This is a genomic window from Micromonospora sp. LOL_024 (assembly GCF_048060415.1).
Lineage (GTDB): Bacteria > Actinomycetota > Actinomycetes > Mycobacteriales > Micromonosporaceae > Micromonospora.
The window spans coordinates 25,334-48,165 of the sequence record NZ_JBHMIS010000015.1 but is presented as its reverse complement, the minus strand read 5'-3'; the positions used below and the strand labels follow the sequence as shown (position 1 = coordinate 48,165).

At 70.7% G+C, this 22,832-nt stretch carries 26 protein-coding genes; 14 read left to right on the top strand and 12 right to left on the bottom strand.

The window, feature by feature from the left end:
• Nucleotides 1-21: 21 nt before the first annotated feature.
• A complete protein-coding gene (locus ACFHWY_RS17010; RefSeq protein ID WP_416581171.1) occupies nucleotides 22-480 on the bottom strand; it encodes a hypothetical protein in 459 nt (152 codons plus the stop codon).
• A 125-nt stretch (nucleotides 481-605) separates the two neighbouring features.
• Here ACFHWY_RS17010 and ACFHWY_RS17005 point away from each other — a divergent pair, with 125 nt between their 5' ends.
• From ACFHWY_RS17005 to ACFHWY_RS16995, 3 genes are all read left to right on the top strand, one after another.
• Nucleotides 606-929 (top strand): DUF6158 family protein, encoded by a 324-nt coding sequence (locus tag ACFHWY_RS17005; RefSeq protein ID WP_416581170.1) that lies wholly within the window; start codon nucleotides 606-608, stop codon nucleotides 927-929.
• Nucleotides 929-1,249: a hypothetical protein gene (locus ACFHWY_RS17000; protein WP_416581169.1), complete on the top strand. Its 321-nt coding sequence runs from the start codon at nucleotides 929-931 to the stop codon at nucleotides 1,247-1,249. The genes ACFHWY_RS17005 and ACFHWY_RS17000 overlap by 1 nt, the downstream gene beginning before the upstream one ends.
• A 68-nt stretch (nucleotides 1,250-1,317) precedes the next feature.
• Nucleotides 1,318-1,848 carry a DUF1360 domain-containing protein gene (locus ACFHWY_RS16995; protein ID WP_416581168.1) on the top strand — a complete coding sequence of 177 codons (531 nt, stop codon included), beginning with the start codon at nucleotides 1,318-1,320 and terminating at the stop codon, nucleotides 1,846-1,848.
• A gap of 56 nt (nucleotides 1,849-1,904) precedes the next feature.
• Here ACFHWY_RS16995 and ACFHWY_RS16990 read toward each other — a convergent pair whose 3' ends face one another.
• The 3 genes from ACFHWY_RS16990 to ACFHWY_RS16980 form a co-directional block, all read right to left on the bottom strand.
• Nucleotides 1,905-2,102, bottom strand: a complete 198-nt coding sequence (locus ACFHWY_RS16990) for a hypothetical protein (RefSeq protein ID WP_416581167.1) — start codon at nucleotides 2,100-2,102, stop codon at nucleotides 1,905-1,907.
• A 36-nt stretch (nucleotides 2,103-2,138) separates the two neighbouring features.
• Complete coding sequence (locus ACFHWY_RS16985; RefSeq protein ID WP_416581230.1) at nucleotides 2,139-2,426, bottom strand: hypothetical protein; 288 nt, start codon at nucleotides 2,424-2,426, stop codon at nucleotides 2,139-2,141.
• 230 nt (nucleotides 2,427-2,656) lie between these two features.
• Nucleotides 2,657-3,763, bottom strand: coding sequence for a 3-deoxy-7-phosphoheptulonate synthase (locus tag ACFHWY_RS16980; protein ID WP_416581166.1), 1,107 nt, complete (start codon nucleotides 3,761-3,763; stop codon nucleotides 2,657-2,659).
• A 302-nt stretch (nucleotides 3,764-4,065) separates the two neighbouring features.
• On the opposite strand from ACFHWY_RS16980, the gene ACFHWY_RS16975 reads away from it, so the two are divergent.
• The 10 genes from ACFHWY_RS16975 (at nucleotide 4,066) to ACFHWY_RS16930 (ending at nucleotide 13,554) form a co-directional block, all read left to right on the top strand.
• Nucleotides 4,066-5,220 carry an alkaline phosphatase PhoX gene (locus ACFHWY_RS16975; RefSeq protein ID WP_416581165.1) on the top strand — a complete coding sequence of 385 codons (1,155 nt, stop codon included), beginning with the start codon at nucleotides 4,066-4,068 and terminating at the stop codon, nucleotides 5,218-5,220.
• A gap of 130 nt (nucleotides 5,221-5,350) precedes the next feature.
• The gene (locus ACFHWY_RS16970; RefSeq protein ID WP_416581164.1) at nucleotides 5,351-5,566 is read left to right on the top strand and encodes a hypothetical protein; all 216 of its coding nucleotides are present in this window, start codon (nucleotides 5,351-5,353) and stop codon (nucleotides 5,564-5,566) included.
• Between the two features lie 160 nt (nucleotides 5,567-5,726).
• Nucleotides 5,727-7,019, top strand: coding sequence for a M16 family metallopeptidase (locus ACFHWY_RS16965; protein WP_416581163.1), 1,293 nt, complete (start codon nucleotides 5,727-5,729; stop codon nucleotides 7,017-7,019).
• A complete protein-coding gene (locus ACFHWY_RS16960) occupies nucleotides 7,016-8,365 on the top strand; it encodes a M16 family metallopeptidase (RefSeq protein ID WP_416581162.1) in 1,350 nt (449 codons plus the stop codon). Before ACFHWY_RS16965 ends, ACFHWY_RS16960 begins: the two co-directional genes overlap by 4 nt.
• 56 nt (nucleotides 8,366-8,421) lie before the next feature.
• Entirely contained in the window at nucleotides 8,422-8,619 is a 198-nt protein-coding gene (locus ACFHWY_RS16955; RefSeq protein WP_416581161.1) for a hypothetical protein, read from the top strand.
• Nucleotides 8,616-9,638: an aspartate-semialdehyde dehydrogenase gene (locus tag ACFHWY_RS16950; RefSeq protein WP_416581160.1), complete on the top strand. Its 1,023-nt coding sequence runs from the start codon at nucleotides 8,616-8,618 to the stop codon at nucleotides 9,636-9,638. The genes ACFHWY_RS16955 and ACFHWY_RS16950 overlap by 4 nt, the downstream gene beginning before the upstream one ends.
• A 62-nt stretch (nucleotides 9,639-9,700) precedes the next feature.
• Nucleotides 9,701-10,117, top strand: a complete 417-nt coding sequence (locus ACFHWY_RS16945) for a CBS domain-containing protein (RefSeq protein ID WP_416581159.1) — start codon at nucleotides 9,701-9,703, stop codon at nucleotides 10,115-10,117.
• A gap of 172 nt (nucleotides 10,118-10,289) precedes the next feature.
• Entirely contained in the window at nucleotides 10,290-10,658 is a 369-nt protein-coding gene (locus tag ACFHWY_RS16940) for an SCP2 sterol-binding domain-containing protein (protein ID WP_416581158.1), read from the top strand.
• Nucleotides 10,658-12,718: a glycogen debranching N-terminal domain-containing protein gene (locus tag ACFHWY_RS16935; protein WP_416581157.1), complete on the top strand. Its 2,061-nt coding sequence runs from the start codon at nucleotides 10,658-10,660 to the stop codon at nucleotides 12,716-12,718. The genes ACFHWY_RS16940 and ACFHWY_RS16935 overlap by 1 nt, the downstream gene beginning before the upstream one ends.
• 86 nt (nucleotides 12,719-12,804) lie before the next feature.
• Nucleotides 12,805-13,554 (top strand): lysophospholipid acyltransferase family protein, encoded by a 750-nt coding sequence (locus ACFHWY_RS16930; protein ID WP_416581156.1) that lies wholly within the window; start codon nucleotides 12,805-12,807, stop codon nucleotides 13,552-13,554.
• A gap of 31 nt (nucleotides 13,555-13,585) precedes the next feature.
• Here ACFHWY_RS16930 and ACFHWY_RS16925 read toward each other — a convergent pair whose 3' ends face one another.
• The 4 genes from ACFHWY_RS16925 to ACFHWY_RS16910 all read right to left on the bottom strand — a co-directional run bounded on the left by ACFHWY_RS16925 (nucleotide 13,586) and on the right by ACFHWY_RS16910 (nucleotide 17,411).
• Complete coding sequence (locus ACFHWY_RS16925; protein WP_416581155.1) at nucleotides 13,586-14,287, bottom strand: hypothetical protein; 702 nt, start codon at nucleotides 14,285-14,287, stop codon at nucleotides 13,586-13,588.
• Nucleotides 14,288-14,360: 73 nt separating this feature from the next.
• Nucleotides 14,361-15,074, bottom strand: a complete 714-nt coding sequence (locus ACFHWY_RS16920) for a response regulator (RefSeq protein ID WP_416581154.1) — start codon at nucleotides 15,072-15,074, stop codon at nucleotides 14,361-14,363.
• Nucleotides 15,047-16,243 (bottom strand): hypothetical protein, encoded by a 1,197-nt coding sequence (locus tag ACFHWY_RS16915; RefSeq protein WP_416581153.1) that lies wholly within the window; start codon nucleotides 16,241-16,243, stop codon nucleotides 15,047-15,049. The genes ACFHWY_RS16920 and ACFHWY_RS16915 overlap by 28 nt, the downstream gene beginning before the upstream one ends.
• Nucleotides 16,233-17,411 carry a sensor histidine kinase gene (locus ACFHWY_RS16910; protein WP_416581152.1) on the bottom strand — a complete coding sequence of 393 codons (1,179 nt, stop codon included), beginning with the start codon at nucleotides 17,409-17,411 and terminating at the stop codon, nucleotides 16,233-16,235. Before ACFHWY_RS16910 ends, ACFHWY_RS16915 begins: the two co-directional genes overlap by 11 nt.
• 457 nt (nucleotides 17,412-17,868) lie before the next feature.
• On the opposite strand from ACFHWY_RS16910, the gene ACFHWY_RS16905 reads away from it, so the two are divergent.
• Nucleotides 17,869-18,714 (top strand): cellulose binding domain-containing protein, encoded by an 846-nt coding sequence (locus ACFHWY_RS16905; protein WP_416581151.1) that lies wholly within the window; start codon nucleotides 17,869-17,871, stop codon nucleotides 18,712-18,714.
• Nucleotides 18,715-18,874: 160 nt separating this feature from the next.
• Here the strand turns inward: ACFHWY_RS16905 and ACFHWY_RS16900 are convergent, their stop codons facing one another.
• From ACFHWY_RS16900 to ACFHWY_RS16885, 4 genes are read right to left on the bottom strand one after another with little or no spacing between them, the layout of a single operon-like run.
• Complete coding sequence (locus tag ACFHWY_RS16900) at nucleotides 18,875-19,480, bottom strand: GTP-binding protein (RefSeq protein WP_416581150.1); 606 nt, start codon at nucleotides 19,478-19,480, stop codon at nucleotides 18,875-18,877.
• Nucleotides 19,461-19,838, bottom strand: a complete 378-nt coding sequence (locus tag ACFHWY_RS16895; protein ID WP_416581149.1) for a DUF742 domain-containing protein — start codon at nucleotides 19,836-19,838, stop codon at nucleotides 19,461-19,463. The genes ACFHWY_RS16900 and ACFHWY_RS16895 overlap by 20 nt, the downstream gene beginning before the upstream one ends.
• An 8-nt stretch (nucleotides 19,839-19,846) precedes the next feature.
• Nucleotides 19,847-20,260, bottom strand: coding sequence for a roadblock/LC7 domain-containing protein (locus ACFHWY_RS16890; protein ID WP_416581148.1), 414 nt, complete (start codon nucleotides 20,258-20,260; stop codon nucleotides 19,847-19,849).
• A 17-nt stretch (nucleotides 20,261-20,277) separates the two neighbouring features.
• Nucleotides 20,278-22,728 carry a nitrate- and nitrite sensing domain-containing protein gene (locus tag ACFHWY_RS16885; protein ID WP_416581147.1) on the bottom strand — a complete coding sequence of 817 codons (2,451 nt, stop codon included), beginning with the start codon at nucleotides 22,726-22,728 and terminating at the stop codon, nucleotides 20,278-20,280.
• Nucleotides 22,729-22,832 lie beyond the last annotated feature (104 nt).

Here is a 22,832-nt window from a genome sequence, read left to right as displayed (position 1 = left end):
TCGTCCGTTCTTCAGACCCGGTCAGCCGGGATAGTCGCCGGGCTTCGCGCCCGGATTGGCGTTCAACCAAGACAGGTAGCGGTTGTAGGCGGCCAGATCGGCGTCGCCTTCACCGGCGGTGACCCGGGTGGCCCGTACCGGCCGACGAATCCCCGGTCGCGGACGGCCCGCACCGGCGGTGCCGGCCAGGCCGGCCGTGGTGCCGATGGTGGCGGCGTCATCGGCCAGCCCGGTGCCGCGTTGCGCCGAGCCGGCCACGTCGGTGGTGGACCTGTCGCCCAGCGCGTGACGGACCTCCCGCCACCAGACGAAGACCACGAACCCCGCGAAGATCGGCCACTCGACGGCGTAGCCCCAGCTGATGGCATTGCCCGCCGAGGCCCGGCTGACCTGCCACCAGCCCAGCGTGAGGAAGGTGATCACCAGAACGACCATGGCCGCGTGGCGGAAGATCCACGCCGGGGTCCAGAGCCGCTTCATGGCAACGAGGGTACCGGGAGCCGTCGGAGCTCTCCGACACGGCGTCGTAGTGGCGGCGATGGTTTGGCCCCACCCGCAGCGGGCAACCGTACAGATGCCAACCCACGACTGACGAGGGGGCGGAGATGACGGCATCGGGACCGCAGGACGGATTTCCTGCCAGCGGCACGGAGGTTAGCCCCGAGCAGCGGATCCCCGAGTGGGGAGACGATCGTGTCGCGGCCCCGGCGGCCGACGCCGACCTGCCCGGCATCGATCCGGCCGAGCTGGCCGAAGAGGATCTCATCCGTGAGGTGCAGAGCCTGCACCGCACCCGGCTGGACACGCTCCGGCACGCGACCGACTCGGCGCTGGCCAACCACCTGCGGCGGACCGCCGAACTGGAGACCGAGTACCTGGCCCGGCACCCCGGACGCGAGGTCGACCCGAGTCGGCTGCGGGGCCACTGATGGGGTACGCGCAGCGGGGCGTCTCCGCCCCTCCCGAAGTCGCCTTCAACACGGCGACCGACCCCGACCGGATCTCCGCCTGGCTGCCCGAGCCACTGCTGTCGGCCGATCCCGATCGCGACGGTGACGTCCAGCGGTTGCGGGCCCGGTGGGGTGCCCGGCACGACGACTGGTCCGCCGAGCTCTGGGTGGAGCCGGCCGATGCCGGTGGGTGCTGGCTTCGGCTCGAACTCGGCGGGGGCGACGAGGCCGACCGGTTGGCCGACGAGGCGTTGACCAACCTCGCCCGCGAGGTGGCCGACAACCTGCAGGCAGGCTGAGGCGGGGCGGCCCGTACCGGGCCAGCCCACCCCCGCCGGGCGATCGTTGCGTGACTCGAAGGAGACCGGTGAGCGAACTGAAGCAGAAGGCGGCGCGCCTCCGCCAGGCGTACGCACCGCACGAACACCGTCCACTCGGCGGATACCTGGCGGCGATGGGCACCTACGCCGCGGTGACCGGCGCGATCGCGGGCCTGGCCAAGGTGACCGGCCGCAGTGTGCCCGAGCGGCCGGCCACATCCGACGTGGTGCTCGTCGCCATCGCCACCCACAAACTCAGCCGGCTGCTGTCCAAGGACGCGGTGACCAGTCCGCTGCGGGCGCCGTTCACCCGCTACGACCGGCCGATCGGCAGTGGCGAGGTGATGGAGCAGGTGCGCGACTCGGGCAGCTCCACCCGGCACGCCATCGGCGAACTGCTCAGCTGTCCGTTCTGTCTGGCGGTATGGGTGGCCACCGGACTGACCGGCGGCCTGGTCCTGGCCCCTCGGCTCACCCGGATGGTCGCCACCGCCCTCACCGCGGTCGCCGCCTCCGACTTCCTGCAGATGGGGTACGCGGTCGCCCAGCAGGCCGCGGAGGGCAAGAAGGAGACCTGAGTCCCACCAGACGGCCGGCCCGGGATGCGTGGGCCGGCCGTCTGGTGCTCGCGGACTCAGCGCTGCATGCCGGACCAGCCGCGCGGAGACTCCGGTTCCCGTTCGTCCTCGTCGGCCCCGGTGATGATCTCCCGGTCGACGGCGGTCCTGTCGTGCTCGTTGGCGAAGTCGGGCTCGGGCAGGGTGTCCGTGCCCTCCGGGGGCTGGCCGAGCGCCTGCATCCGTTCGTGCCGATCTTCCTCGGGCTGGGACATCGCGCTCCTCTCCTCGTCGCCGACCTGCCGGGTGGCTCAGCCCACCGAACCACCCAGCAGGTCGGTCACCTCGTCGACCGCGTACTCGCCCTGCGGCAGCGCGTTCAGCCGGGCGAGCAGTTGCGCGGGCAGCTCCGCGGCCACGGCGCGACGGTAGATGTCCACCTGGCTGATCCGTTCCTGCCCGTGGTAGAGGTCGTCGAGCAGCTCGTCCAGCGGCCGGGTGTCCACCTTGTCGATGTCCACCTCGTCCGGGGCGGCGGCGGCCGTGCCGGGCAGTTCGGTGTTCAGCGGATCGAGCGCGGCGGTGTCGACCACCGGCATGTCGGCCAGGATGGCCTCGGGCAGTCGTGCCTCGGTCGTGGGCACCGCGGGTGCCCCGTTCACGGGTACGTCGTCGGTCACGCTTGTCGCCTACCCGCGACCGAACCACCAAAACCCCGCACCCCACCGCCCGCTCTCCCCGGTTGACCAAGAGGTTCTTGTTGTCCTGAGGGCGCCTTTCCGCGGCAGAGACCCTCCGACCAACGCGGCGGGGGCGGGGTGGCGGTTGGTCAGGCGGGGGTGGGGAGAGGGTAGGGGTGGGTGGCTCGGCGGGTGCGGACGGCGCCGGCGAGTTCGGCGAGCACCTCGTCGGTGCTGTCCCAGCCGATACAGGCGTCGGTCACCGACTGGCCGTAGGTCAGCTCACGGGTGGGATCGAGGTCCTGCCGGCCGGGTACGAGGAAGCTCTCCAGCATTATCCCGACGATGCCGCGCTGGCCGGCGGCGATCTGCCCGGCCACGTCGGCGGCGACCTTGGGCTGGTTGCGGTGATCCTTGCCGCTGTTGGCGTGGCTGGCGTCGACCACCACGCGTTCCGGTAGCCCGGCGGCGCGTAGCAGCTCCAGGGCGCCCGCCACGGAGGCCGCGTCGTAGTTCGGCGATCCGCCGCCGCCCCGCAGTACCAGGTGCCCGTCCGCGTTACCCCGGGTGTGCATGATGGCGGGGGTGCCGGAGACGTCGATGCCGGGGAAGACGTGCGGTACGCCGGCTGCCCGGATCGCGTCGACCGCCGTGCCGATGCTGCCGTCCGGTCGGTTCTTCATGCCGATCGGCATGGACAGGCCGGAGGCGAGCTGGCGGTGCACCTGGCTCTCCACGGTGCGCGCCCCGATCGCCCCCCAGGCGACGGTGTCCGCGATGTACTGCGGGGTGATCGGATCGAGGAACTCGCAGCCCACCGGCAGGCCGAGGCGCAGCACGTCGAGCAGCAGTGTCCGGGCCCGGCGCAGGCCGGTGTTGACGTCGCCTGAGCCGTCCAGCCCGGGGTCGTTGATCAGACCCTTCCAGCCCACCGTGGAGCGCGGCTTCTCGAAGTAGACCCGCATCACCACCAGCAGATCCTCGGCGACCCGATCGGCCGCCTCGCGGAGCCGGTGTGCGTAGTCCAGGGCCGCCGCGGGGTCGTGGACCGAGCACGGTCCCACCACCACCAGCAGGCGGTCGTCGGTCCGGTCGAGCACCCGACCGACCGCACGCCGGCCGGCCAGTACGGCGGACACGAGGTTTTCGTACAGCGGCAGCTCGTGGTGCAGCAGAGCCGGGGTGGTCAGCGGCACGACACGGTCGATCCGCTGGTCGATGACCCGGTGGTTCTCCGGGGTCGTCACGGTGGGCATCCTTCCGCCGACCGCACCCGGGGCCGGTGCCCAGGTCGAGCCGGCTGCTCGTACGCGAAAGGGCAGGAACGAAAGCTCCTGCCCGGCCGGCTCGAAAACGGTGACGTCAGATCAAGATGAGGTCACCGGCTTGCGGGCCGGCTGCCTAAACCATCGATACGAGCGCGTCACGGCGGTAAGCGTACCCGACGGTGTGCAGACGCTCATCCCCTTGTCGACCAAGCCTCGCTCTGCGTTCACCTACATCGATGGAACCGTCGGTAGTTTCGGCGCCACCAATCGTCGCTCACCCGGAGGTCCTGATGGATCGTCGTACCGTTCTGCGCGCCACCGTGGCCGGTGGTGCCGCCGCCTTCTCCGGCAGCATCTGGGCCGGCGCCGCCTCGGCCGCCCCTGCTCAACCCGGCCCCAGCCCGTACGGCGCGTTGCGCACCGCCGACGCCAACGGCATACAACTGCCCGCCAACTTCACCAGTCGGGTGATCGCCCGCTCCCGCCAGTCCGTGCCGGGCACGTCGTACAGCTGGCACGACGCGCCCGACGGTGGCGCCTGTTTCGTCGCCGGCACCGGCTGGATCTACGTCTCGAATTCTGAGATCACCCCGGGCGGTGGAGCCTCGGCGATCCGCTTCGACGCCGACGGCGGCATCGCCTCGGCGTACCGGATCCTCTCCGGCACCAACCAGAACTGCGCCGGTGGCGCTACCCCGTGGGACACCTGGTTGTCCTGCGAGGAAGTCAGCCGGGGCTACGTTTACGAGACGTACCCGCAGGGCGGCATCACGGCGGTGCGCCGGGCGGCGATGGGACGGTTCAAGCACGAGGCCGCCGCCTGCGATCCGGACCGTCGGGTGATCTACCTGACCGAAGACGAGAGCAACGGCTGCCTCTACCGGTTCCGGCCGACCACCTGGGGCAGCCTCTCCAGCGGCACCCTGGAGGTGCTGGTCGCGGGCACCTCCACTAGCGGGCCCGTCACCTGGGCGCGGGTGCCGGACCCGTCGGCAACGAGCACGCTGACCCGCAACCAGGTTTCCGGGGCCAAGCGCTTCAACGGTGGCGAGGGTTGTTGGTACGCCGACGGCACCTGCTGGTTCACCACGAAGGGCGACAACCGGGTGTGGGCGTACGACGCGGTCAACCAGCGCATCGAGCTGTCCTACGACGACTCGCTGGTCTCCGGCAGCGCACCACTGACCGGTGTGGACAACATCACCGGCACCCGCTCGGGAGACCTCTACGTGGCCGAGGACGGCGGCAACATGGAGATCAACATCATCACGCCGGCCGGGGTGGTCGCGCCGTTCCTGCGGATCACCGGTCAGTCGTCCTCGGAGATCTGCGGGCCGGCCTTCTCGCCGGACGGCACCCGGCTCTACCTCTCGTCCCAGCGAGGCACCTCCGGGTCCTCCTCCGGCGGCATCACCTACGAGGTACGGGGGCCGTTCCGGGCCTAGCGCCCGGCGGCACTTCCGCGCGTGCCGTCGGTTAGGAGGGGCCCTTCTGATACACGAGGCGTTGACAGGGGGCCCCTCCCCGCACGGGGTGCAGGCGTGTGGGTGATTCGGGCGGGGTAAGGCAACCAGCATGAGCGACGCGATGAGCGACCAGGAGCGGATCGAGTCCCGAGCGCACCTGTTGCCCGAAGAGGCGGCGGTCGGCAGCGAGGACGCCGAGGCCCAGGCCGAGGCGATCCTCGCCGAGTCGGACGTCCGTGAGTCCGACCGGAACGCCGCGCCGGACACGATCCTGGAACGACGTACCTCCGAGGGGACGGTGACCCCGATCGAACCCCCCGACTGATCCCTACCGGACGCGCGGTGGTCGTGGCGGGTGACTGCCGTGCGGCCGGCGGCTGCCGTGTGGCGGTGCCCGGTGGGCACGGGGGCGGGGCTCGGACCCGGGTGGGTGTCCGCCGCGTCCGACACCCGTCGCAGCCGGGAGATCGGATAGCGTCGGTGCCATGCCCGACAGTGGTTACCCCTGGCCCATTTCGATGACCCGACTGGACAACGGCCTGCGCGTGGTGGTCAGCGAGGACCGTACCGCCCCGGCGGTCGCGGTCAACCTCTGGTACGACGTCGGTTCCCGTCACGAACCGGCCGGTCAGACCGGTTTCGCCCATCTCTTCGAGCACCTGATGTTCGAGGGCTCGACGCACGTCGCGAAGACCGAGCACATGAAGTTGGTGCAGGGGGCGGGCGGCTCGCTCAACGCGACCACCAACCCGGACCGGACCAACTACTTCGAAACGGTCCCGGCCGAGCACCTGGAGTTGGCGCTCTGGCTGGAGGCCGACCGGATGGGTGGGCTGGTGCCGGCGCTAACCCAGGAGACGCTGGACAACCAGCGGGACGTGGTCAAGAACGAGCGACGGCAGCGCTACGAGAACGTGCCGTACGGCGACGCCTGGCTGCGGTTGCTGCCCCTGCTCTACCCGCAGGGCCACCCCTACCACCACGCCACCATCGGCTCCATGGCCGACCTCAACGCCGCCGACCTGGCCACCTTCCAGGCGTTTCACCAGGCCTACTATGCGCCGAACAACGCGGTACTCACCGTGGTCGGCGACACCACCGCCGACGAGGTCGTCGACCTGGCCCGGAAGTACTTCGGCGCGATCCCGCCGCGTCCGGAGATCCCACCGGCGCCCGATGGCCGGGTGGTGCCGGCCGCCGGGGTGCCCGCCGAGGAGAGCGTCGTCAGCGACGTCCCGGCCCCCCGGGTCTTCGTCGCGCACCGCACCCACCCGTTCGGCAGTCCGGGCTACGACGTGGTGACCGTGCTGGCAACGGTGCTCGGCAGCGGCCGGGGCAGCCGGCTCTACCAGCGGCTCGCCGACGGTGAGCGGATCGCCCAGCCGGACCTGGTCGGGGCGTACGGGGTGGACCTGGCGCACGCACCGGCGCCACTGATCGCCACGGCCACCGCGCGTCCCGGGGTGACCGGCGAGCGGCTGGCCGCCGGGCTCGCCGAGGTGATCGACGAACTGGCCACCGTCCCGGTCACCACCGCCGAACTGGACCGCGCGCAGGCGCTGCTGGCCACCGCATGGTGGCGCCAAATGTCCACCGTGGATGGTCGGGCGGACGCCCTCGGCCGGTACGCCACACAGTTCGGCGACCCGGCCTCCGTGGCCGAGCGGTTGCCGGCCTGGCTCGCGGTGACCGCCGAGCAGATCGCCGAGGTGGCGGCCGAGGTGCTCGCCGCCGACAACCGGGTGACCCTGACCTACCACCCTGAGGAGAAGTCGTGACTCTGATCGCCGACCGTCCAGGACCGGGCGAGGCCCGCCCGTACCGCTTCCCGCAGGTGGTCCGGCGCGCCGTCGCCGGCGGTCAGGTCGTCGCCGCGCACCTGCCCGGGCAGAATCTCGCGGTCGCGCTGCTGCTGTTGGACGCCGGGGCAGGCCGGGAGGTGGTGGGCAAGGACGGGCTCGGCGGGGTGCTGGCCAAGGCGCTGGAGGAGGGCACCACGCAGCGGGACGCCACCTCGTACGCGTTGGCCATCGAGGCGCTCGGCACCGAGCTGGTGACCGGGCTGGACTGGGACACTTTCCAGGCCAGCGTGCAGGTGCCGGTGGACCGGCTGGGCGCGGCCGTCGAGCTGCTCGCCGAGGCGGTGCGTACCCCGAGGCTGGATCCGGACGATGTACGACGGGTCCGCGACGACGAGGCGACCGCGCTGCGGATGGACTGGGCCAACCCGGGCCCGCGCGCCGACGCGGCGTTGCGCGCCGACCTTTTCGGGGCCGGTAGCCGCTGGGGCCGCCCGATGTACGGCGACCCCGACTCGGTGGCCGGCCTGGACGTGGAGGACGTCACCGTCTTCCACTCGGAGTGGTTCATCTGCCCCGGTACCCTCGTGGTCGCCGGTGACCTGGACCGGGTCGACCTGGACGCGCTGGCCGCGGCGGCCTTCGCCGGCACCGGCGGCCCTGCCCCGGAACGGGGCGCGGCGATCGGGGTGCCGGTCCGCGCCGGGCGCCGGATCATCCTGGTCGACCGGCCTGGCTCGGTGCAGTCCACGCTGCGGCTCGGACATCCCGCACCGCACCGGGCCCACCCGGACCATGTGTCGACGGCCCTCGCCGGCACGGTGCTCGGCGGGGCCTTCACCTCCCGACTGAACCACCTCATCCGCGAGGTGCGCGGCTACACGTACGGCATCAGGGGCGACTTCGCCTCGTCCCGCCGGTTCGGCCGTTTCGCGGTCAGCTCCGGCGTGCAGACCGCCGTCACCGCACCGGCTCTGGTGGAGACGGTCGGGGAGATCGCGCGTACCCAGGCCGGCGGGGTCACCGAGGACGAGCTGGCGGTGGCCCGGTCCTGGCGGGCCGGGCAGCTTTCGGTCGAGCTGCAGAACCCACGGGCGATCGCCGGTGCGCTGAGCACGCTGGTGGTGCACGATCTGCCGGACGACTACCACGCCCGGCTGCGTGAGGCGCTGCTCGTCGCCGATGTGGCCCAGGTCTCCGCGGCTGCCGCCACGCACCTGCACCCTCAGGCGCTGACCATGGTGGTGGAGGGCGATGCCGCGCTGATCAGGGACGAGCTGGCCGCCACCGGCCTCGGCGAGCTGACGGATGATCCGGTGGGGTGAGTCAGGTCGGCACGTCGGCGCCCGCTGCGGCACCGAATCCGGGCGAGGTGGGAGTTGTGACGTCGGTCGCGATGGTGGTGGAACTGGCCGAGATGTTCCGGTCCAAGAAGTGGCCCGGTGTCGTTCTTCCAGAGATCCGGCCGTTGCGGAGTCGACTGTCCTGGCACGCGGCGGCGCGGACCGGCGACGGCGACCACGGTCGGTCGGAAAGCGCTCCCGGTGGACGTGTCGGGGTGGGTAGCCTCGCGGCATGAGGATCGGCATTGTGGGAGCCACCGGCCAGGTCGGTGGCGTGATGCGGCAGGTGTTGGCGGAGCGGGAGTTCCCGGCAGAGCAGGTGCGGATGTTCGCCTCCGCACGTTCGGCCGGCCGAACCCTCCGGTGGCGCGACGAGGAGATCACCGTCGAGGACGCGGCCACCGCCGACTACTCGGGGCTGGACATCGTGCTCTTCTCCGCCGGCAGTGGCTCCGCGAAGGAGTTGGCTCCGCGGGTGGCCGCCGCCGGCGCGGTCGTCATCGACAACTCGTCGGCTTTCCGGATGGACCCGCAGGTGCCGCTGGTCGTCGCCGAGGTGAACCCGCACGCCGCCGCCGTCCGGCCCAGGGGCATCATCGCCAACCCCAACTGCACCACGATGGCCGCGATGCCGGTGCTGCGTCCGCTGCATGCCGAAGCGGAACTGGTCAGCCTGATCGTCTCGACCTACCAGGCGGTCTCCGGTGCCGGGCTGGCCGGGGTCGCCGAGCTGGACGAGCAGGTTCGCAAGGTTGCCGAGACCGCCGCCGGGCTCGCGTTTGACGGTGCCGCGGTGGACTTCCCCGCCCCCCGATCGTTCGCCCGGCCCATCGCGTTCAACGTGCTCCCGCTGGCCGGCTCGATCGTCGACGACGGTACGGCGGAGACCGACGAGGAGCAGAAGCTCCGCAACGAGAGCCGCAAGATCCTGGGAATTCCGGGCCTCAAGGTCTCCGGCACCTGTGTGCGGGTGCCGGTCTTCACCGGGCATTCGCTGCAGATGAATGCTCGCTTCGCCCGGCCGATCAGCCCGCAGCGGGCACACGAACTACTCGCCGGTGCACCCGGTGTCGCGCTCTGCGAAGTGCCGACGCCGCTGCAGGCTTCCGGTCAGGATCCGACGTTCGTCGGACGCATCCGCGCCGACGAGACCGTCGAGTACGGCCTCGCCCTCTTCTGCTCCAACGACAACCTGCGCAAGGGTGCCGCGCTCAACGCCGTGCAACTCGCCGAACTGGTCGCCGCCGAGGGCTAGGGCGTTACTGGGCGGGGCGGGCGGGTAACCCCGTCGTTGCCCTACACCGAGAGGGAGGCGCCATGACAACGGTCGGAGAGTTCATGACGACCCGGTTGGTGACCATGAACGGCGACGCTACGCTCGTCGAGGCGGCCCAGGAGATGCGTGACTCGGCAATCGGCGACGTGGTGGTGATGGACGGCGACAACGTCGTCGGCATCGTCACGGATCGGGACATCACGGTCCGAGGTGTCGCGGAGAACATGCCCCTGGACACCACCCGGCTGAATCAGGTCACCACCACAGAGGTGGTGACGGTCAGTCAGTTCGACAACGTGGTGGCCGCCGCCGACCTGATGCGGACGTACGCCATACGGCGGCTGCCCGTGATCGAGGACGGCCGGCTGATCGGCCTCGTGTCAATGGGTGATCTGGCCGTCGAGCGCGAGCCGCAGTCGGTACTCGCCGACATCAGCGCCGACGACCCCAACAACTAGACCCCGCTCACTCATACCGCGCGACAGGTTCACCGAGCCGGCTCCCCGCAACCGCGGGGGGCCGGCTTCGTGTCGCTGGGCGCCGTCCGCGACTTCACCCGATCCGGGCGAGGTTGACGGCTCGTCGGACGGGGACCCGACCCCGACACGAGTGACCGGGAGGAGGGCGGAGATGCCGGACGCGACCACACGGTTCTTCGAGGACCTCGACCACCGGGGGTACGAACCCCTGCTGGCGAAGGTGACCGGAGCCCTGCGCTTCGATCTGCACGAGGGGCCGCGGACCACGCACTGGCTGGTGACGATCGACCGGGGAGAGATCAGGGTCAGCCAGGAGGACATGGCGGCGGACACCGTGATGGGCGCCAGTCCGGAACTGTTCGAGGACCTGGTCACCGGCCGGGAGAACGGTCTGGCGGCGCTACTGCGGGGGGACATGACGGTGACCGGCGACGCACGCCTGGTGGTGCAGGTGGAACGGGTATTTCCCGGACCGCCGCACGCCCAGGGACCGCATCGCTACCGGAAGGGGGTGCGGTAATGGCCCCGAGCCACACCGTGCGGATCCTCGACGGCAACACCTTCGTCGTCTGCGAGGCCACCGGGGACATCGAGGCGACACCGACCGAGCCGACCGGACTGTTCTCCCTTGACACCCGCTTCCTGTCCAAGTGGGTGCTCACGGTCAACGGTGAGCGGCTCAACGCTCTGTCCTACGACGACCTCCAGTACTTCGAATCGCGTTTCTTCCTGGTGCCCGGGCAGGCCACCCACTATGTCGACGCGAAATTGTCGATCATTAGGGAGCGGACGGTCGGCGGGAGCTTCCGGGAGAGCATCACCATTCTCAACCACGACGAGGAGGCAGTCGACCTGGAGATCAGGATGGACGCCGCCTGCGACTTCGCCGACCTCTTCGAGGTCAAGGACGAGATCCTGAACAAGAAGGGCGAGATCTACTCCGAGGTCGAGCCGGACCGGCTGCGCCTCGGCTATCGGCGCGGCAACTTCAGGCGGGAGACGATAATTTCCTCCTCCGTGCCGCCCCGCTACGACCGCCACGGCTTCGGGTACACCGTCCACCTGGAACCGAACGAGCAGTGGGACACTGCCGTCGACGTGCAAACCGTGGCGCTCGGGCCGGGCGGGCGGGACCTGCGGATGGGGTTGCGGGTGCAGGGCACCGAGCGGCTCGCGCTGCAGCACGACCTGGAGGAGTGGATCGCGAGGGTGCCGAAGGTGAACAGCGAGCACGGGCAGTTGGCCGCGACGTACCGGAAGTGCATCGTCGACCTGGCCGCGTTGCGCTTCTCGCCGCTGTCGCTGGGCGGCCAGACCCTCCCGGCCGCCGGCCTGCCCTGGTTCATGACCATGTTCGGCCGGGACAGCATCCTGACCTGCCTGCAGACGTTGCCGTTCACGCCCGAGCTGAGCGCGACCACGCTGCGGATCCTGGCCGCCCTGCAGGGCACCCGGTTCGACGACTTCCGGGAGGAGGACCCAGGCCGGATCCTGCACGAGATGCGCTACGGCGAGAGTGCCGCGTTCGAGGAACAGCCGCACTCGCCCTACTACGGCGCGGTGGACTCCACGCCGCTGTTCGTGGTGCTGCTCGACGAGTACGAGCAGTGGAGCGGCGACGGCGCGCTGGTCAGGGAGTTGGAGCAGGAGTGCCGTCGGGCGTTCAAGTGGATCGACGACCACGCCGACCTGATCGGCAACGGGTACATCTGGTACGAGCGGCGCAACACCGAGACCGGCCTGGAGAACCAGTGCTGGAAGGACTCCTGGGACTCCATCTCCTACCGCGACGGCACGCTGCCGCCGTTTCCCCGGGCAACCTGCGAGGTGCAGGGGTACGCGTACGACGCGAAGATGCGCGGGGCGCGGCTGGCCCGCGAATTCTGGGGCGACCCCGCGTTCGCCGAGCAGTTGGAACGGGAGGCGGTGGGCCTCAAGGAGCGGTTCAACCGGGACTGGTGGGTGGCCGACGGCGGCTACTACGCGCTCGCGCTGGACCCGCAGGGTCGGCAGTGCGACGTGCTCAGCTCCAACATCGGCCACCTGATGTGGAGCGGAATTGTCGACGACGAGCGGGCCGAGCAGATCGCGCAACACCTGGTCGGGCCGCGGCTCTTCACCGGTTGGGGAGTTCGGACGCTGGCCGAGGGGGAGATCCGCTACAACCCGATCGGCTACCACAACGGCGCGGTGTGGCCCTTCGACACCTCGTTCTGCGCGTGGGGACTGCGCCGGTACGGTTTCCCGGACGAGGCGGCCATCATCGCCAACGGGATTCTGGACGCTGCCAGGTACTTCGACGGGCGGCTGCCGGAGGCATTCGGTGGCTACCCGCGTGAGCAGACGAAGTTCCCGGTGGAATACCCGACCGCGTGCAGCCCGCAGGCGTGGTCGACGGGCGCGCCGCTGCTGCTGCTGCGTACCATGCTCGGTCTGGAGCCGCACGACGGGCACCTGGCCGTGGAGCCGCGACTGCCGGTGGGTATGGGGCGGATCGAGGTACTGGACATCCCGGGCCGTTGGGGCCGGATGGACGCCTTCGCCCGGGGCCGGGTCGACCTGCACAAGCTCGCCGACTGATGGATCCGGCCGGGCCGCGGTGACCAGCGGCCCGGCCGAGCGCCGGTCCCTACCGATGCGTAACCTACTCAGGGTAAAGTTCACGGATGCCGGAACTCGTGTACCCGCCCGTTATCGCCGCCGCCAGGACGATGTTCCGGGTCCTCGACCTGAAGCTGACCGTGCAGGGCGCCCACCACGTGCCCCGGACCGGCGGAGTGGTGTTGGCCAGCAACCACGTCAGCTACCTGGACTTCATCTTCTGCGGGCTGGGCGCGCTGCAGTCCCGGCGACTCGTCCGGTTCATGGCCAAGGACGCGGTTTTCCGGCACCGCGTCTCGGGTCCACTGATGCGCGGCATGCGACACATCCCGGTGGACCGGCGCGCGGGCGCCGACTCGTACGCCGCGGCCGTGGGCGCGTTGCGGGCCGGCGAGGCGGTCGGAGTCTTCCCGGAGGCCACGATCAGCCGGTCCTTCACCGTCAAGGACCTCAAGAGCGGCGCCACCCGGATGGCCTGCGAGGCAAGGGTCCCGGTGCTGCCGGTCGCGCTCTGGGGTACCCAACGGTTGTGGACGAAGGGTCGCCCGCGCACGCTCACCCGCCGGCACACCCCGATCTCGATCGTGGTCGGCGAACCGATCGACCCGTCCGGATATCCGGACGCCAACGCGATAAGCGTCGAGCTGCGCACCCGGTTGCACGCGCTGGTCGACCGCGCCCAACGGGAGTACCCGGACCAGCCCTCGGGCCCGGCCGACCGGTGGTGGCTACCGGCACATCTCGGCGGCAGCGCGCCGACCCCGGAGCAGGCCGTCGCGCTGGACGCCGGCGACCGTCGCGCGTCGACCCCCTGACCGGGTCCCTGCCCCGCCCGCCCCGATCCGCCTACTGCTGCCCGGAAACCGCGCCGTATGGCAGCAGGTCGGAGTGCCGCGGCCGGTAGTAGTCGTCCCGGCTGTGGAATTCGATGGGCAGCGAGCCGGGCAGCAGCACCCGCACCGAGCCGGCCAGCGGCGTGACCCGGGCCAGCCGGGCCAACGCGTCCCGTTCCGGCGGCGACAGGTCGACCAGCTCGGGCCGAACCAGGCGGAAGGTTGCCACCGCGTGGCGGACCTGCCGGGCGAGATCGCCGATCTGGGCGGCCGGACCGCTCAGGGCGAGCGCCGGTTGCTGGATGGTGCGCAGCGCGTCACAGACCACCAGCAGCCGGGCCGGGTGACTCCCGGTGGCCGGCCGCAGCTCCAGGCGGGACGGCCACTGCCAGCGGATCTGCCCGCTGACCAGGCCCGGCATCCGGGAAACCCGGCGGCTCCCCGCGCCGACAAGGGCAAGCGGCCGACCCATGCTGACGTACGCCACGCGGTGGTCGGTGACGGTCACCGTGACCGGGGCGGGCAGCACCCACGCCCGCCTGGTCTCGCTCGGGCTCAGCAGGTGACCCGCGACGTCCACCCGGTAGCGGCCGAGCACCCGCTCGCCACCCTCCGGCACCAGCTCGTGCCGACGGTCCAGCACCGGGCCGGCGGTGTCGTCGACCGCGTCGAAGCGATGCGGGGAGATGAAGAACGGGGACGCATCATCGTGCATCGTCAGACCTCCGGTGCAGACGGCATCTGCGGACGAGCCTCGCCCAGCCCGACCCCTGCTGTCATGACGCCCGTTAGGGGGTCGGCCAATCGGTCGACGCGTGCGACCGGTAGATGCCGATTTCCTCCGGTCGGACGAGCCCGTCCTCGATCGCCCGGGCCAGCAGCGCCGACTTCGTGGCCGCCGGCCTGCCGGCCCGGGTGTACTTGATTCTCGCCCGGTCGACGTACTGCTTGACGGTGTGCTCGCTGATCCGCATCCGCCTGGCCACCGACGCCTTCGACATCGACTGGAACCACAGCAGCAGCGCCTCGCGTTCCTTGTCGGACAGGACCGGCCGGTCCGGACGCGGATCGCCCACCATCGCCCCGGCCAGTGCGGGCGCGACATAGGGCCGGTCGCTCGCCGCGTCCAGCACGGTCGCCACGCAGTGCTCCCGCCCCTCGTGCTTGGCGAGGAACGCCACCGCTCCGGCGTCCAGCGCGGCCAGCATCGTCTGTGGATCGGAGTGCTCGGAGTAGACCACCACCCGCCGGCCTGCGGCACTCAACTCGGCGAGCTTGTCCAGCACCAGCCGGCCGTGGAGGCGCAGATCGAGCAGGACCACATCGGCCTCCGGCGCGGCCCGCAGCACCTCGTCGGGATCGTCACCCGTGGCCAGCACCGTCAGCCGCGGCTCGGTGGCCAGCCAGGCGCGCACCCCGTCGATGACCACCGGATGGTCGTCCACGATCGCCACGCCGACGGGTCGCGCCGGCGTCACCGGTGCCACCGCGTCTGCGTCCATCTGATCATCCCGTCCCGTTCGTAGAGGTGCTCGACCTGGCCGCCACTGTCCACCGGTAGGTGCCCGGCCGGGTCGGGGCCGGTTCGGTCGGGTGTGACGAGGCTGACCACCACCTCGTCCGGCCCGGAGACGACGGTCAGTCGGGCCCAGTCGTGCGCGTCCGCGAGAACCGCGGCGAGCGGTTCGGCCAGACTGCGCCGGATCGGTACGGGCAGCGACGGCGGCGTACCGATTGTGACCAGGTCGATGGGGAGGCCGTTGCGTTCGGCCAGGTCGGCTGCGGCCCGCACTTCGTGCAGGAGCGGATGGGGTACGTCGTCGGACTCGGCGATCAGCCGCCGTAGCCGGGTCGCGGCGCGCACACATCGGCGCTGCACCTCCGCGTCGGCCGGATCGGCCCGCCCCTGCGCCAGTTCGGTCAACAGTTCGCTGGCGGCGTGGCTGACGAACGCCAGCCGCTCGCGCCGGTCGTGCCGGGTACGCTCGGCGGCCTCCCGCTCGGCCACCATCGCGTTCGTGGACGCCGCCGTGGCGGCCCGGACCCGGGACAGCGTGCCGAGTGTCGCGGCGCCGGCGAAGAACGCCACCGGCAGCGACGAGGTGCCGTACAGGGCCATGGCGGACCGGGCCAGGTCGGCGGCGGCGGTCGCGCCGTACAGCGCGACGGCCGTCAGCGCGGTGCCCGCGTGGGCGACCAGCAACGCGAGCAGCCACCGCACCGGCCGTCCCCAGAGCACCACCACGAAGAACCAGGCGAGCGTGCCCCAGACCCAGTTGGCCGGGCTGAACAGCTGCGCGCGACCAACCGCGGCGAAGACCGTCACGTCGACCAGGAGCAGGGCGGCGGCCAGCGGCAGTACCGGCAGTGGCCTGTCGCGCAGCAACCGGATCCCGGCAGCCACCCCGACCGTGGCCACCAGCAGCCAGCCGCCGATCACCACCGGGGGTACCGCCAGCGTCGGTCGGGCGGCCAGCACCGCCGGCAGCCCGATCACGAGGTGCCAGACCAGCGCGATGGTCACCGCCACGACGCGGGCCCCCCGGTCGGAGGCGTGTGCCAACGCCACCGCCGCGCCGGCTCCGTCGGCCGCCTCCGTGGTTCGGGTAGCCGGTGGCGGGTAAGGTTTCCCCGGCTGCGGGAGGAGGGTCGTACCCGGCTCAGCCGACATCCGACCACTCCAGCCGGATCCGGGTCCCGTGGCCGGGAGCGCTGTCGACGTCGACCCGACCGCCGATCGCCGCCATCCGGCCGCGCACCGACTCGCGCAGACCGTACCGGTGCGTGGGGACCGTCGCCGGGTCGAAACCGGGACCGTCGTCGGCGACCTCGACCGTTACGGTGCCGGCGAACCGACGTAGCCGTAGGGTGCTCCGGGCGCCGACAGCGTGGCGCGCGACGTTGGCCAGTGCGGCGTGGGCGCTCTCCGCGACCGCCTCGGCGACGGGTGCCGGCAGGGTGCACGGCGGCAGGTCGACGGTGACCGGAAGGCCGGGCAGTCGGGCGCACATCTGCCGCAGCCGCTCGTCCAGCCGGGCCGTCGCGTCGGGTGGCACCGACCTGGCCTCGGCCAGGGTGGCGAGGGTGCGCAGGTCGGCGGCGCACCGCTCGCGCAGCGCCGTGGAGGGGCCGGCCACCGCGCCCTGCCCGACCATGGTGAGGGTGGCCAGCACGGTGTCGTGCAGGTCGCGGTTCTGCTGCCGCTCCGACGCCCGCGCGGTGCGGGCGACCAGCGCGTCCCGGGCGGCCCGCTGATCGGCCAGGAAGGCGGTGTCGGCCCGAGTGATACGTTGTCGCATCACCGTGGTCATCAGCGCCGTGCAGGCGGTCTGTGTCAGCAGCGTCGCGGCATGTGCGCTCGCCTCGGTCGAGTTGCCGGCCGTGTGCGCGCCCGTCGCGTAGGCGACGGTGACCAGCACTCCGGCCGGGATGGACCAGCGGGCCGGAGCGGTCGCCTGGGCGTTGATCACGGTGGTGCTCGCCAGCACGGCGATCCAGCTTGCCTCGCCGGGCAGCACCTCGGGCGCGACCAGTACCGGGATGGCCAGGCAGGCGGCACTGGTCAGCGCGACGTCGCCAGCGACGAGCGGTGCGCCGATGCCGTGACCCCAGGCGCGCAGCGTGTACCAGATCGACCAGAAGGTCAACACCGCGATGGCCGGCGCCAGCAGGCTCGGGCGCACCGGCGGGGTACGCACGGCGAGCGCCACGACGACGCAGATCAGCCCGCAGGAGAGCCGCAGCAGCGCCGGCAGCCGGGTGAAGATGAATGCCAGTGCGCCGGCACCCGGACGTTCCAACGGGGCGGTTGGCGTGGTCGGGCTGGGCAGGGCCGGCATCGGGAAGGCGTCCTTTGCGACAAACGACCCGATCCGGGTCCGCGCTGCGGAGATCGACGTCGGAGAATAGCATGCGATGAGGGTCGCGACTACCGTGGGTATCGAAAGCGCCTTCGTTCTGTCAGGGTCCGGTCGCCCGGCGCTGGCATGCGTCTTCTCTGTGCCGCCCGGGGTGGCGGCCGGCAGTCGATGCTCTGCACGGTAAACCTGGATACGGCGTGTTATGTAGACAGGCATCTATTAATACAGGGGGGTGTGACGATTCGACCTATGGCCAGGGTCGCACTCACCGTCGGGTTGCTCGCCGGCAGCATCGGTGTCGGCGGCCTCGCCGGCGCGGTCCCGAATGCCGACCGCCCGTACGGCACTGTCGCTCACCCCGGGCTGCTCGCCGTCGGCGACTTCGACCTCTCCCGACCCGAGACCGCCGCCACCGGCCTACAGGTGCCGTGGGGGGATGGACTTCCTGCCCGACGGCAGTGCTCTGGTCGCCCAACGCCTCACCGGTCAGGTGGTACGCATCCGTACCGGCCAGCAGCCCGAGCCCGTCGTGACGATCTCCGGCGTGACCCCGGTCAGCGAGGGTGGACTGCTCGGTCTGGCCGTCTCACCCAGCTACGCCCAGGACGGTTGGATCTACGTCTACTTCACCACCGCGTCCGACAACCGCATCGCCCCGGTTCCGGCTCGCCGCGCCGCAGACCCAGCAGCCGATCCTCACCGGGCTGAACCGGGCGGCAATCCACAATGGCGGCCGGATCGCCTTCGGTCCGGACGGGATGCCCTACGATCGCCGGCAACCGACTCTTCGTGGCGGGCCTGCGCGGCATCCGGCTGTGGAATGTGCCGCTCAACGGATTCGGGGGAGTCGGCACCCCGACTGCGGAACTGGTCGGCGGCTACGGGCGGCTGCGCACCGCGCCGCCCACGACTGCGCCGCCCACGACTGCGCCGCCCACGACTGCGCCGCCCACGACTGGACCGGCCGCATGCACGGTCGCCTGCCTGGACCGCCAACCAGTGGAACACCGGGTTCACCGCGGACGTCCGCGTCACCAACCGCGGCCCAGCCCTGACCACCTGGGCACTGACCTGGTCGTTCAGCGGCAACCAGCAGGTCACCAACGGGTGGAACGCGCAGGTCACCCAGTCGGGGAGGAGTGTGACCGCACGCAACGCCTCCTGGAACGGCAGCCTGCCGACCAACGGCACAGTGAGCGTCGGCTTGCAGGCCACGTACGCCGGTACCAATGACCGCCTGACCGACTTCCACCTGAACGGCGCCTCCTGCCAGCCGGGCTGACCCGGCCGGGCGGCGGCCGATCCATGTCGACGCCACGATTGCCGGCCCGGGACGATGCGTCCGGGCCGGGAACCTCGGTTGACGGGCCTTGCGCCGTGCTGCGATGTGGTGCACGCCCGGCGCGAGCGAGCCCGTCTCGGCGGTGTCGTTGCTCGCGTCTCTATGCCGGCTGAGGTTCGCGGGTCAACCCTCGTCCCTTCATGACATGTTGCAGCAGCCTGATGAGGACATCCTTGGACGATTCCTTCTCCCGGGCGTCACACAGCATGATCGGGATGGCGGGGTCAAGATCGAGCGCGACTCGCACCTCGTCGAGGCTGTAGCGCTTCGCGTCGTGAAAGCAGTTCACCGCGACGATGAATGGCAGTTTGGCTCGCTCGAAGTAGTCGACCGACGGGAAGCAGTCGGCGAGCCGTCGGGTGTCCGCCAGCACCACAGCCCCCAGCGCACCGAGGGCCAACTCGTCCCAGACGAACCAGAACCGGTCCTGGCCGGGCGTACCGAACAGGTAGAGAACGAGGTCGTCGCTGATGGTGATCCGCCCGAAGTCCATTGCCACAGTGGTGGTCGACTTCGTCTCCACCCCGGACAGGTCGTCGACGCCCACGCCTTGCTCGGTGAGGAGTTCCTCGGTGCGTAGCGGCTTGGTTTCGCTGACAGCACCGACGAGGGTGGTCTTGCCGACGCCGAAGCCGCCCGCGACAAGAATCTTGATGGCAGTGGGAAGGATCGGGCGATCCTCCCGATCAGAGTGCACGTAGTCCATTGATGAGCGCCTCGAATACGCTGTTGTCGGGAAGGGCGGCGGCCTCGCGGGGTTCGGAGACCCGCACGAGTCCGCGATCGAGCAGTCCGTCGAGCAGAACCCGTACCGTGCCGAGCGGCAGGCCGAGGTTGGCGGCGACCTCGGCCAGTGCGATCGGGCGTTGGCAGAGGTCGACTATCTGTGCGTGCTCCGGTGCCATCCACGCCTCTTGCGGCGGCGCAGTCCGGGTCGCGAGGATCAGTGCGACGACGTTGTGGCCGTTACGTGGTTTGGCCCGCCCGCCGGTCACGGCGTACGGCCGGACGACGGGCCCGGCGGCCTCGTCTACCCAGTGGGGTTCTGTTTCGGGCGTCGTCATGGCGGCCCCTAGATGTTTGTGGGCTGGATCGACCGAGTTGGTGACGCGAGAAACTTGCCGGCCCGTGTCACGACCATCGCCATCTCGTAGGCGATGAGCCCGACATCGGCTTCGTCAGCCGCGAGGACGGCCAGGCAGGCACCGCTGCCGGCGGCCGAGACGAACAGGAACGACGAGTCCATCTCGATGATGGTCTGCCGTACCTTGCCGCCGCCGAACCGCTTCCCCGCGCCCTTGGCGAGGCTCTGGATTCCCGCTGACATTGCTGCCAGGTGCTCCGCGTCGTCGCGGGTGAGTCCGGCGGAGGAAGCCAGGAGTAGGCCGTCGACGCTGAGCACGATGGCATGCTCGGCCTGTTTGACCCGCCCGACCAGGTCGTTGAGCAGCCAGGTCAGATCGGCGCTCGCGGAGTTCTGCTGCACTTGCCCGTTCCTCTTTCTCACCGATCGGATTCGGTCGCGGAACTTCCGTGGTCCACGTGGCCCTGCTCTTCGCCGTCGCCGAGTCGTTGCGCCTCGGCGCGTCCGCGACGGGTACCGCTCTGATAAGAGCTCATCCGCGAGCGAACGTGCTCGGGTGACCTTTCCTTGTCGGTCTCGGCGGCGTCCTGGCCTTCCGCCGGCGCCCCGTCGCGCAGTTGCGGTGCGAGGTGGGCCTGGCGGCGCCTCATGGGTAGTCCTCCCTCGGTGTGCGCGGTGGCGGTTGCCGCGCGCTGCGCCGGCGGCGGGGCGCCGCGAGGCGAGTCGCCCATCTCGGGCGGAGGGCCGCCGCGGGACGGGTCGTCCACCACGGTCGCGGCTTCGTCGGCGGCCCGGCGAAGTGGCAGCGGCGGTGCGTCGGCATCCGCTGGTGGCCGAGCGAGGGTCGGCAGCTCCACCGTGGGACGGTGCAGGGGTTGCGGCTGCGTCACCGCGACCGTCGTCGGATGGGTCACCGCGGTGCCGACGCCGCCGCCCACGGTGATCGTGTTTGCGGTGGACATGCTGCCGCCGCCCGTCGTCGACGTCGTGGTGGTGGCGTCGGTCACCAGGCTCTTGGGGACCAGCACCACAGCGGTCGTACCGCCGTACGGCGAGGCCTTGAGCTGAACGCGGACCTGGTGTTTCGCGGCGAGTTGGCTGACCACGAACAGTCCGAGCTGGGCGGCGGTGTCGAGGTTGAACTCGGTGGGGGTGGCGATGCGTGCGTTGGCCGCGGCGAGGTCGTCCTCGCGCATCCCGAGGCCACGGTCCTCGATCTCGATGACGAAGCCGTTCGCCACCAGCTGCCCCCGGACCTCCACGTCGGTGGTCGGGGGAGAGAAGGACAGGGCGTTCTCGATGAGTTCGGCGAGCAGGTGGATGACGTCGCCGGCGGCGCGGCCGGCCAGTCCCACCGACCCGAACGGCAGGACCCTCACCCGCGTGTAGTCCTCGACCTCCTGCAGGGCGCCACGGGCGACGTCGACCATCGGCACGTTCTTGCGCCAGGCGCGGCCGGGTACCGAGCCCGACAGGACGATGAGGTTCTCGGCGTTGCGCCGCATCCGGGTCGCCAGGTGGTCGATGCGGAAGAGGTTCTCCAGGTCGTCGGCGTCCTGCTCGCTGCGTTCCATCCCATCGAGGAGGGTCAGCTGGCGGTGCAGCAGGGCCTGCTGGCGCTTGGACAGGTTCAGAAAGACGTCGCGCACACTGCGCCGCAGTTCCGCCTGCTCGACGGCGGCGCGGACGGCGGTCTCCTGGACCCGGTTGAATGCCTGGCCAACCTGCCCGATCTCGTCCGTGCCGAAGTCCAGGGGTGGTGCTTCGGCGGCCACGTCGACCTTCTCGCCCCGCCGGAGGCGTCCGACCACCGCGGGAAGCCGCTCGTCGGCGAGCCGGTCGGCGGCGTCACGGAGTCGCTGGAGCTGGGCGACCAGGGCACGCGCGGTGGTGATGGACAGCACGATCGAGGCGATGACCGCCAGCAGACCCAGGCCGGCGGCCAGGACCAGCCGGATGATGACGCCGACCGCGACCGGAACCGCCCGCCCTACCAGGTTGTCACCGCTGCCGAGCACCATCTCCTGTAGATGGGTCAGTGCGGCGCTGGCGACGGCGTCCCAGTCCGACGCGGTCACCGCCGGCTTCGTCGCGGTGCGGTCGGTGACCACCCGGTCTTCGAGCTGGCGCAGGTTCGTAAACGCCGTCCCGTTGATTACCTGGTTGAAGTCGGCCCGGTCGGACTCGTTCATCTTGTTCGGTGTACGGGCGGCCAGGAACCGCTGAGCGACAACCAGTTCGGTAAACCTGAATTGCTCGCCGTCAGTCATTCGGCCAGCCGCGATAATGCCGGAGAGCAGGGCATCTTCCTGCGAAATCAGTTCCCTGAGCCGGTACAGCTCGATGAGGTTCTGCGTGTCCTGTGCGATTCCGGGGTCGTCGAGGGTGCCGACGACGTCGTAGATCTGGAACAGCTTTTCGACGAGTGTGGCGTAGGTGTCCACGGTCCGTCCGCGGTCGATGGCCCGGTCGTCGATGGAGCTCCGGACGGCGGCCAGCCCATCGAGCGCGGCGATGGCCTCGTCGACGCGCTGCTCGGCCTCGACGTCGGCGGCCAGCGTGGCTCGCCAACTGCGGGCGGTGGCCCGGAAATCGGTTGCCCTGGTGTCCACGCTCTGGCGAGCGGCGTCCAGCGCGTCCTTCCGGTCGGTGGTCGGGCCGCCGAGGTAGGCGACGGCGAGTCGCCGTTCCACCTGGAGTTCCAGCAGTAACGGCTCGCTCGGCGAGACGATCTGGCTGTCGATCACCTGGACGCCGAGCAGGTTCACGCCGTCTCGTAATGTGACCCATGCTGCGAACAGCCAGAGAGCAACAAGCGATACGAGGAGTGCAATAACCTTAGTGCGCAGATTCGCACTGGAGGACCGCATCAGACCGTCCCAAGCCGAGCATCGACGAGCTTGTCGGCCGGATGAGCCGCAAGCGCTGGTGTAGACAGACCGAGAAACGCTAGCAGTTATCCGACTATCGGCTC

Bases quoted from the DNA above. Each gene is read 5' to 3' on its own strand.
- ACFHWY_RS17010 (WP_416581171.1), bottom strand. From the start codon at position 480: ATGAAGCGGCTCTGGACCCCGGCGTGGATCTTCCGCCACGCGGCCATG.
- ACFHWY_RS16915 (WP_416581153.1), bottom strand. From the start codon at position 16,243: ATGTCGGCTGAGCCGGGTACGACCCTCCTCCCGCAGCCGGGGAAACCT.
- ACFHWY_RS16910 (WP_416581152.1), bottom strand. From the start codon at position 17,411: ATGCCGGCCCTGCCCAGCCCGACCACGCCAACCGCCCCGTTGGAACGT.
- ACFHWY_RS16965 (WP_416581163.1), top strand. From the start codon at position 5,727: ATGCCCGACAGTGGTTACCCCTGGCCCATTTCGATGACCCGACTGGAC.
- ACFHWY_RS16950 (WP_416581160.1), top strand. From the start codon at position 8,616: ATGAGGATCGGCATTGTGGGAGCCACCGGCCAGGTCGGTGGCGTGATG.
- ACFHWY_RS16925 (WP_416581155.1), bottom strand. From the start codon at position 14,287: ATGCACGATGATGCGTCCCCGTTCTTCATCTCCCCGCATCGCTTCGAC.
- ACFHWY_RS16905 (WP_416581151.1), top strand. From the start codon at position 17,869: ATGGACTTCCTGCCCGACGGCAGTGCTCTGGTCGCCCAACGCCTCACC.
- ACFHWY_RS16980 (WP_416581166.1), bottom strand. From the start codon at position 3,763: ATGCCCACCGTGACGACCCCGGAGAACCACCGGGTCATCGACCAGCGG.
- ACFHWY_RS16935 (WP_416581157.1), top strand. From the start codon at position 10,658: ATGGCCCCGAGCCACACCGTGCGGATCCTCGACGGCAACACCTTCGTC.
- ACFHWY_RS16900 (WP_416581150.1), bottom strand. From the start codon at position 19,480: ATGGACTACGTGCACTCTGATCGGGAGGATCGCCCGATCCTTCCCACT.
- ACFHWY_RS16975 (WP_416581165.1), top strand. From the start codon at position 4,066: ATGGATCGTCGTACCGTTCTGCGCGCCACCGTGGCCGGTGGTGCCGCC.
- ACFHWY_RS16970 (WP_416581164.1), top strand. From the start codon at position 5,351: ATGAGCGACGCGATGAGCGACCAGGAGCGGATCGAGTCCCGAGCGCAC.
- ACFHWY_RS16945 (WP_416581159.1), top strand. From the start codon at position 9,701: ATGACAACGGTCGGAGAGTTCATGACGACCCGGTTGGTGACCATGAAC.
- ACFHWY_RS16990 (WP_416581167.1), bottom strand. From the start codon at position 2,102: ATGTCCCAGCCCGAGGAAGATCGGCACGAACGGATGCAGGCGCTCGGC.
- ACFHWY_RS16895 (WP_416581149.1), bottom strand. From the start codon at position 19,838: ATGACGACGCCCGAAACAGAACCCCACTGGGTAGACGAGGCCGCCGGG.
- ACFHWY_RS16985 (WP_416581230.1), bottom strand. From the start codon at position 2,426: ATGCCGGTGGTCGACACCGCCGCGCTCGATCCGCTGAACACCGAACTG.
- ACFHWY_RS17005 (WP_416581170.1), top strand. From the start codon at position 606: ATGACGGCATCGGGACCGCAGGACGGATTTCCTGCCAGCGGCACGGAG.
- ACFHWY_RS16885 (WP_416581147.1), bottom strand. From the start codon at position 22,728: ATGCGGTCCTCCAGTGCGAATCTGCGCACTAAGGTTATTGCACTCCTC.
- ACFHWY_RS16930 (WP_416581156.1), top strand. From the start codon at position 12,805: ATGCCGGAACTCGTGTACCCGCCCGTTATCGCCGCCGCCAGGACGATG.
- ACFHWY_RS17000 (WP_416581169.1), top strand. From the start codon at position 929: ATGGGGTACGCGCAGCGGGGCGTCTCCGCCCCTCCCGAAGTCGCCTTC.
- ACFHWY_RS16940 (WP_416581158.1), top strand. From the start codon at position 10,290: ATGCCGGACGCGACCACACGGTTCTTCGAGGACCTCGACCACCGGGGG.
- ACFHWY_RS16920 (WP_416581154.1), bottom strand. From the start codon at position 15,074: ATGGACGCAGACGCGGTGGCACCGGTGACGCCGGCGCGACCCGTCGGC.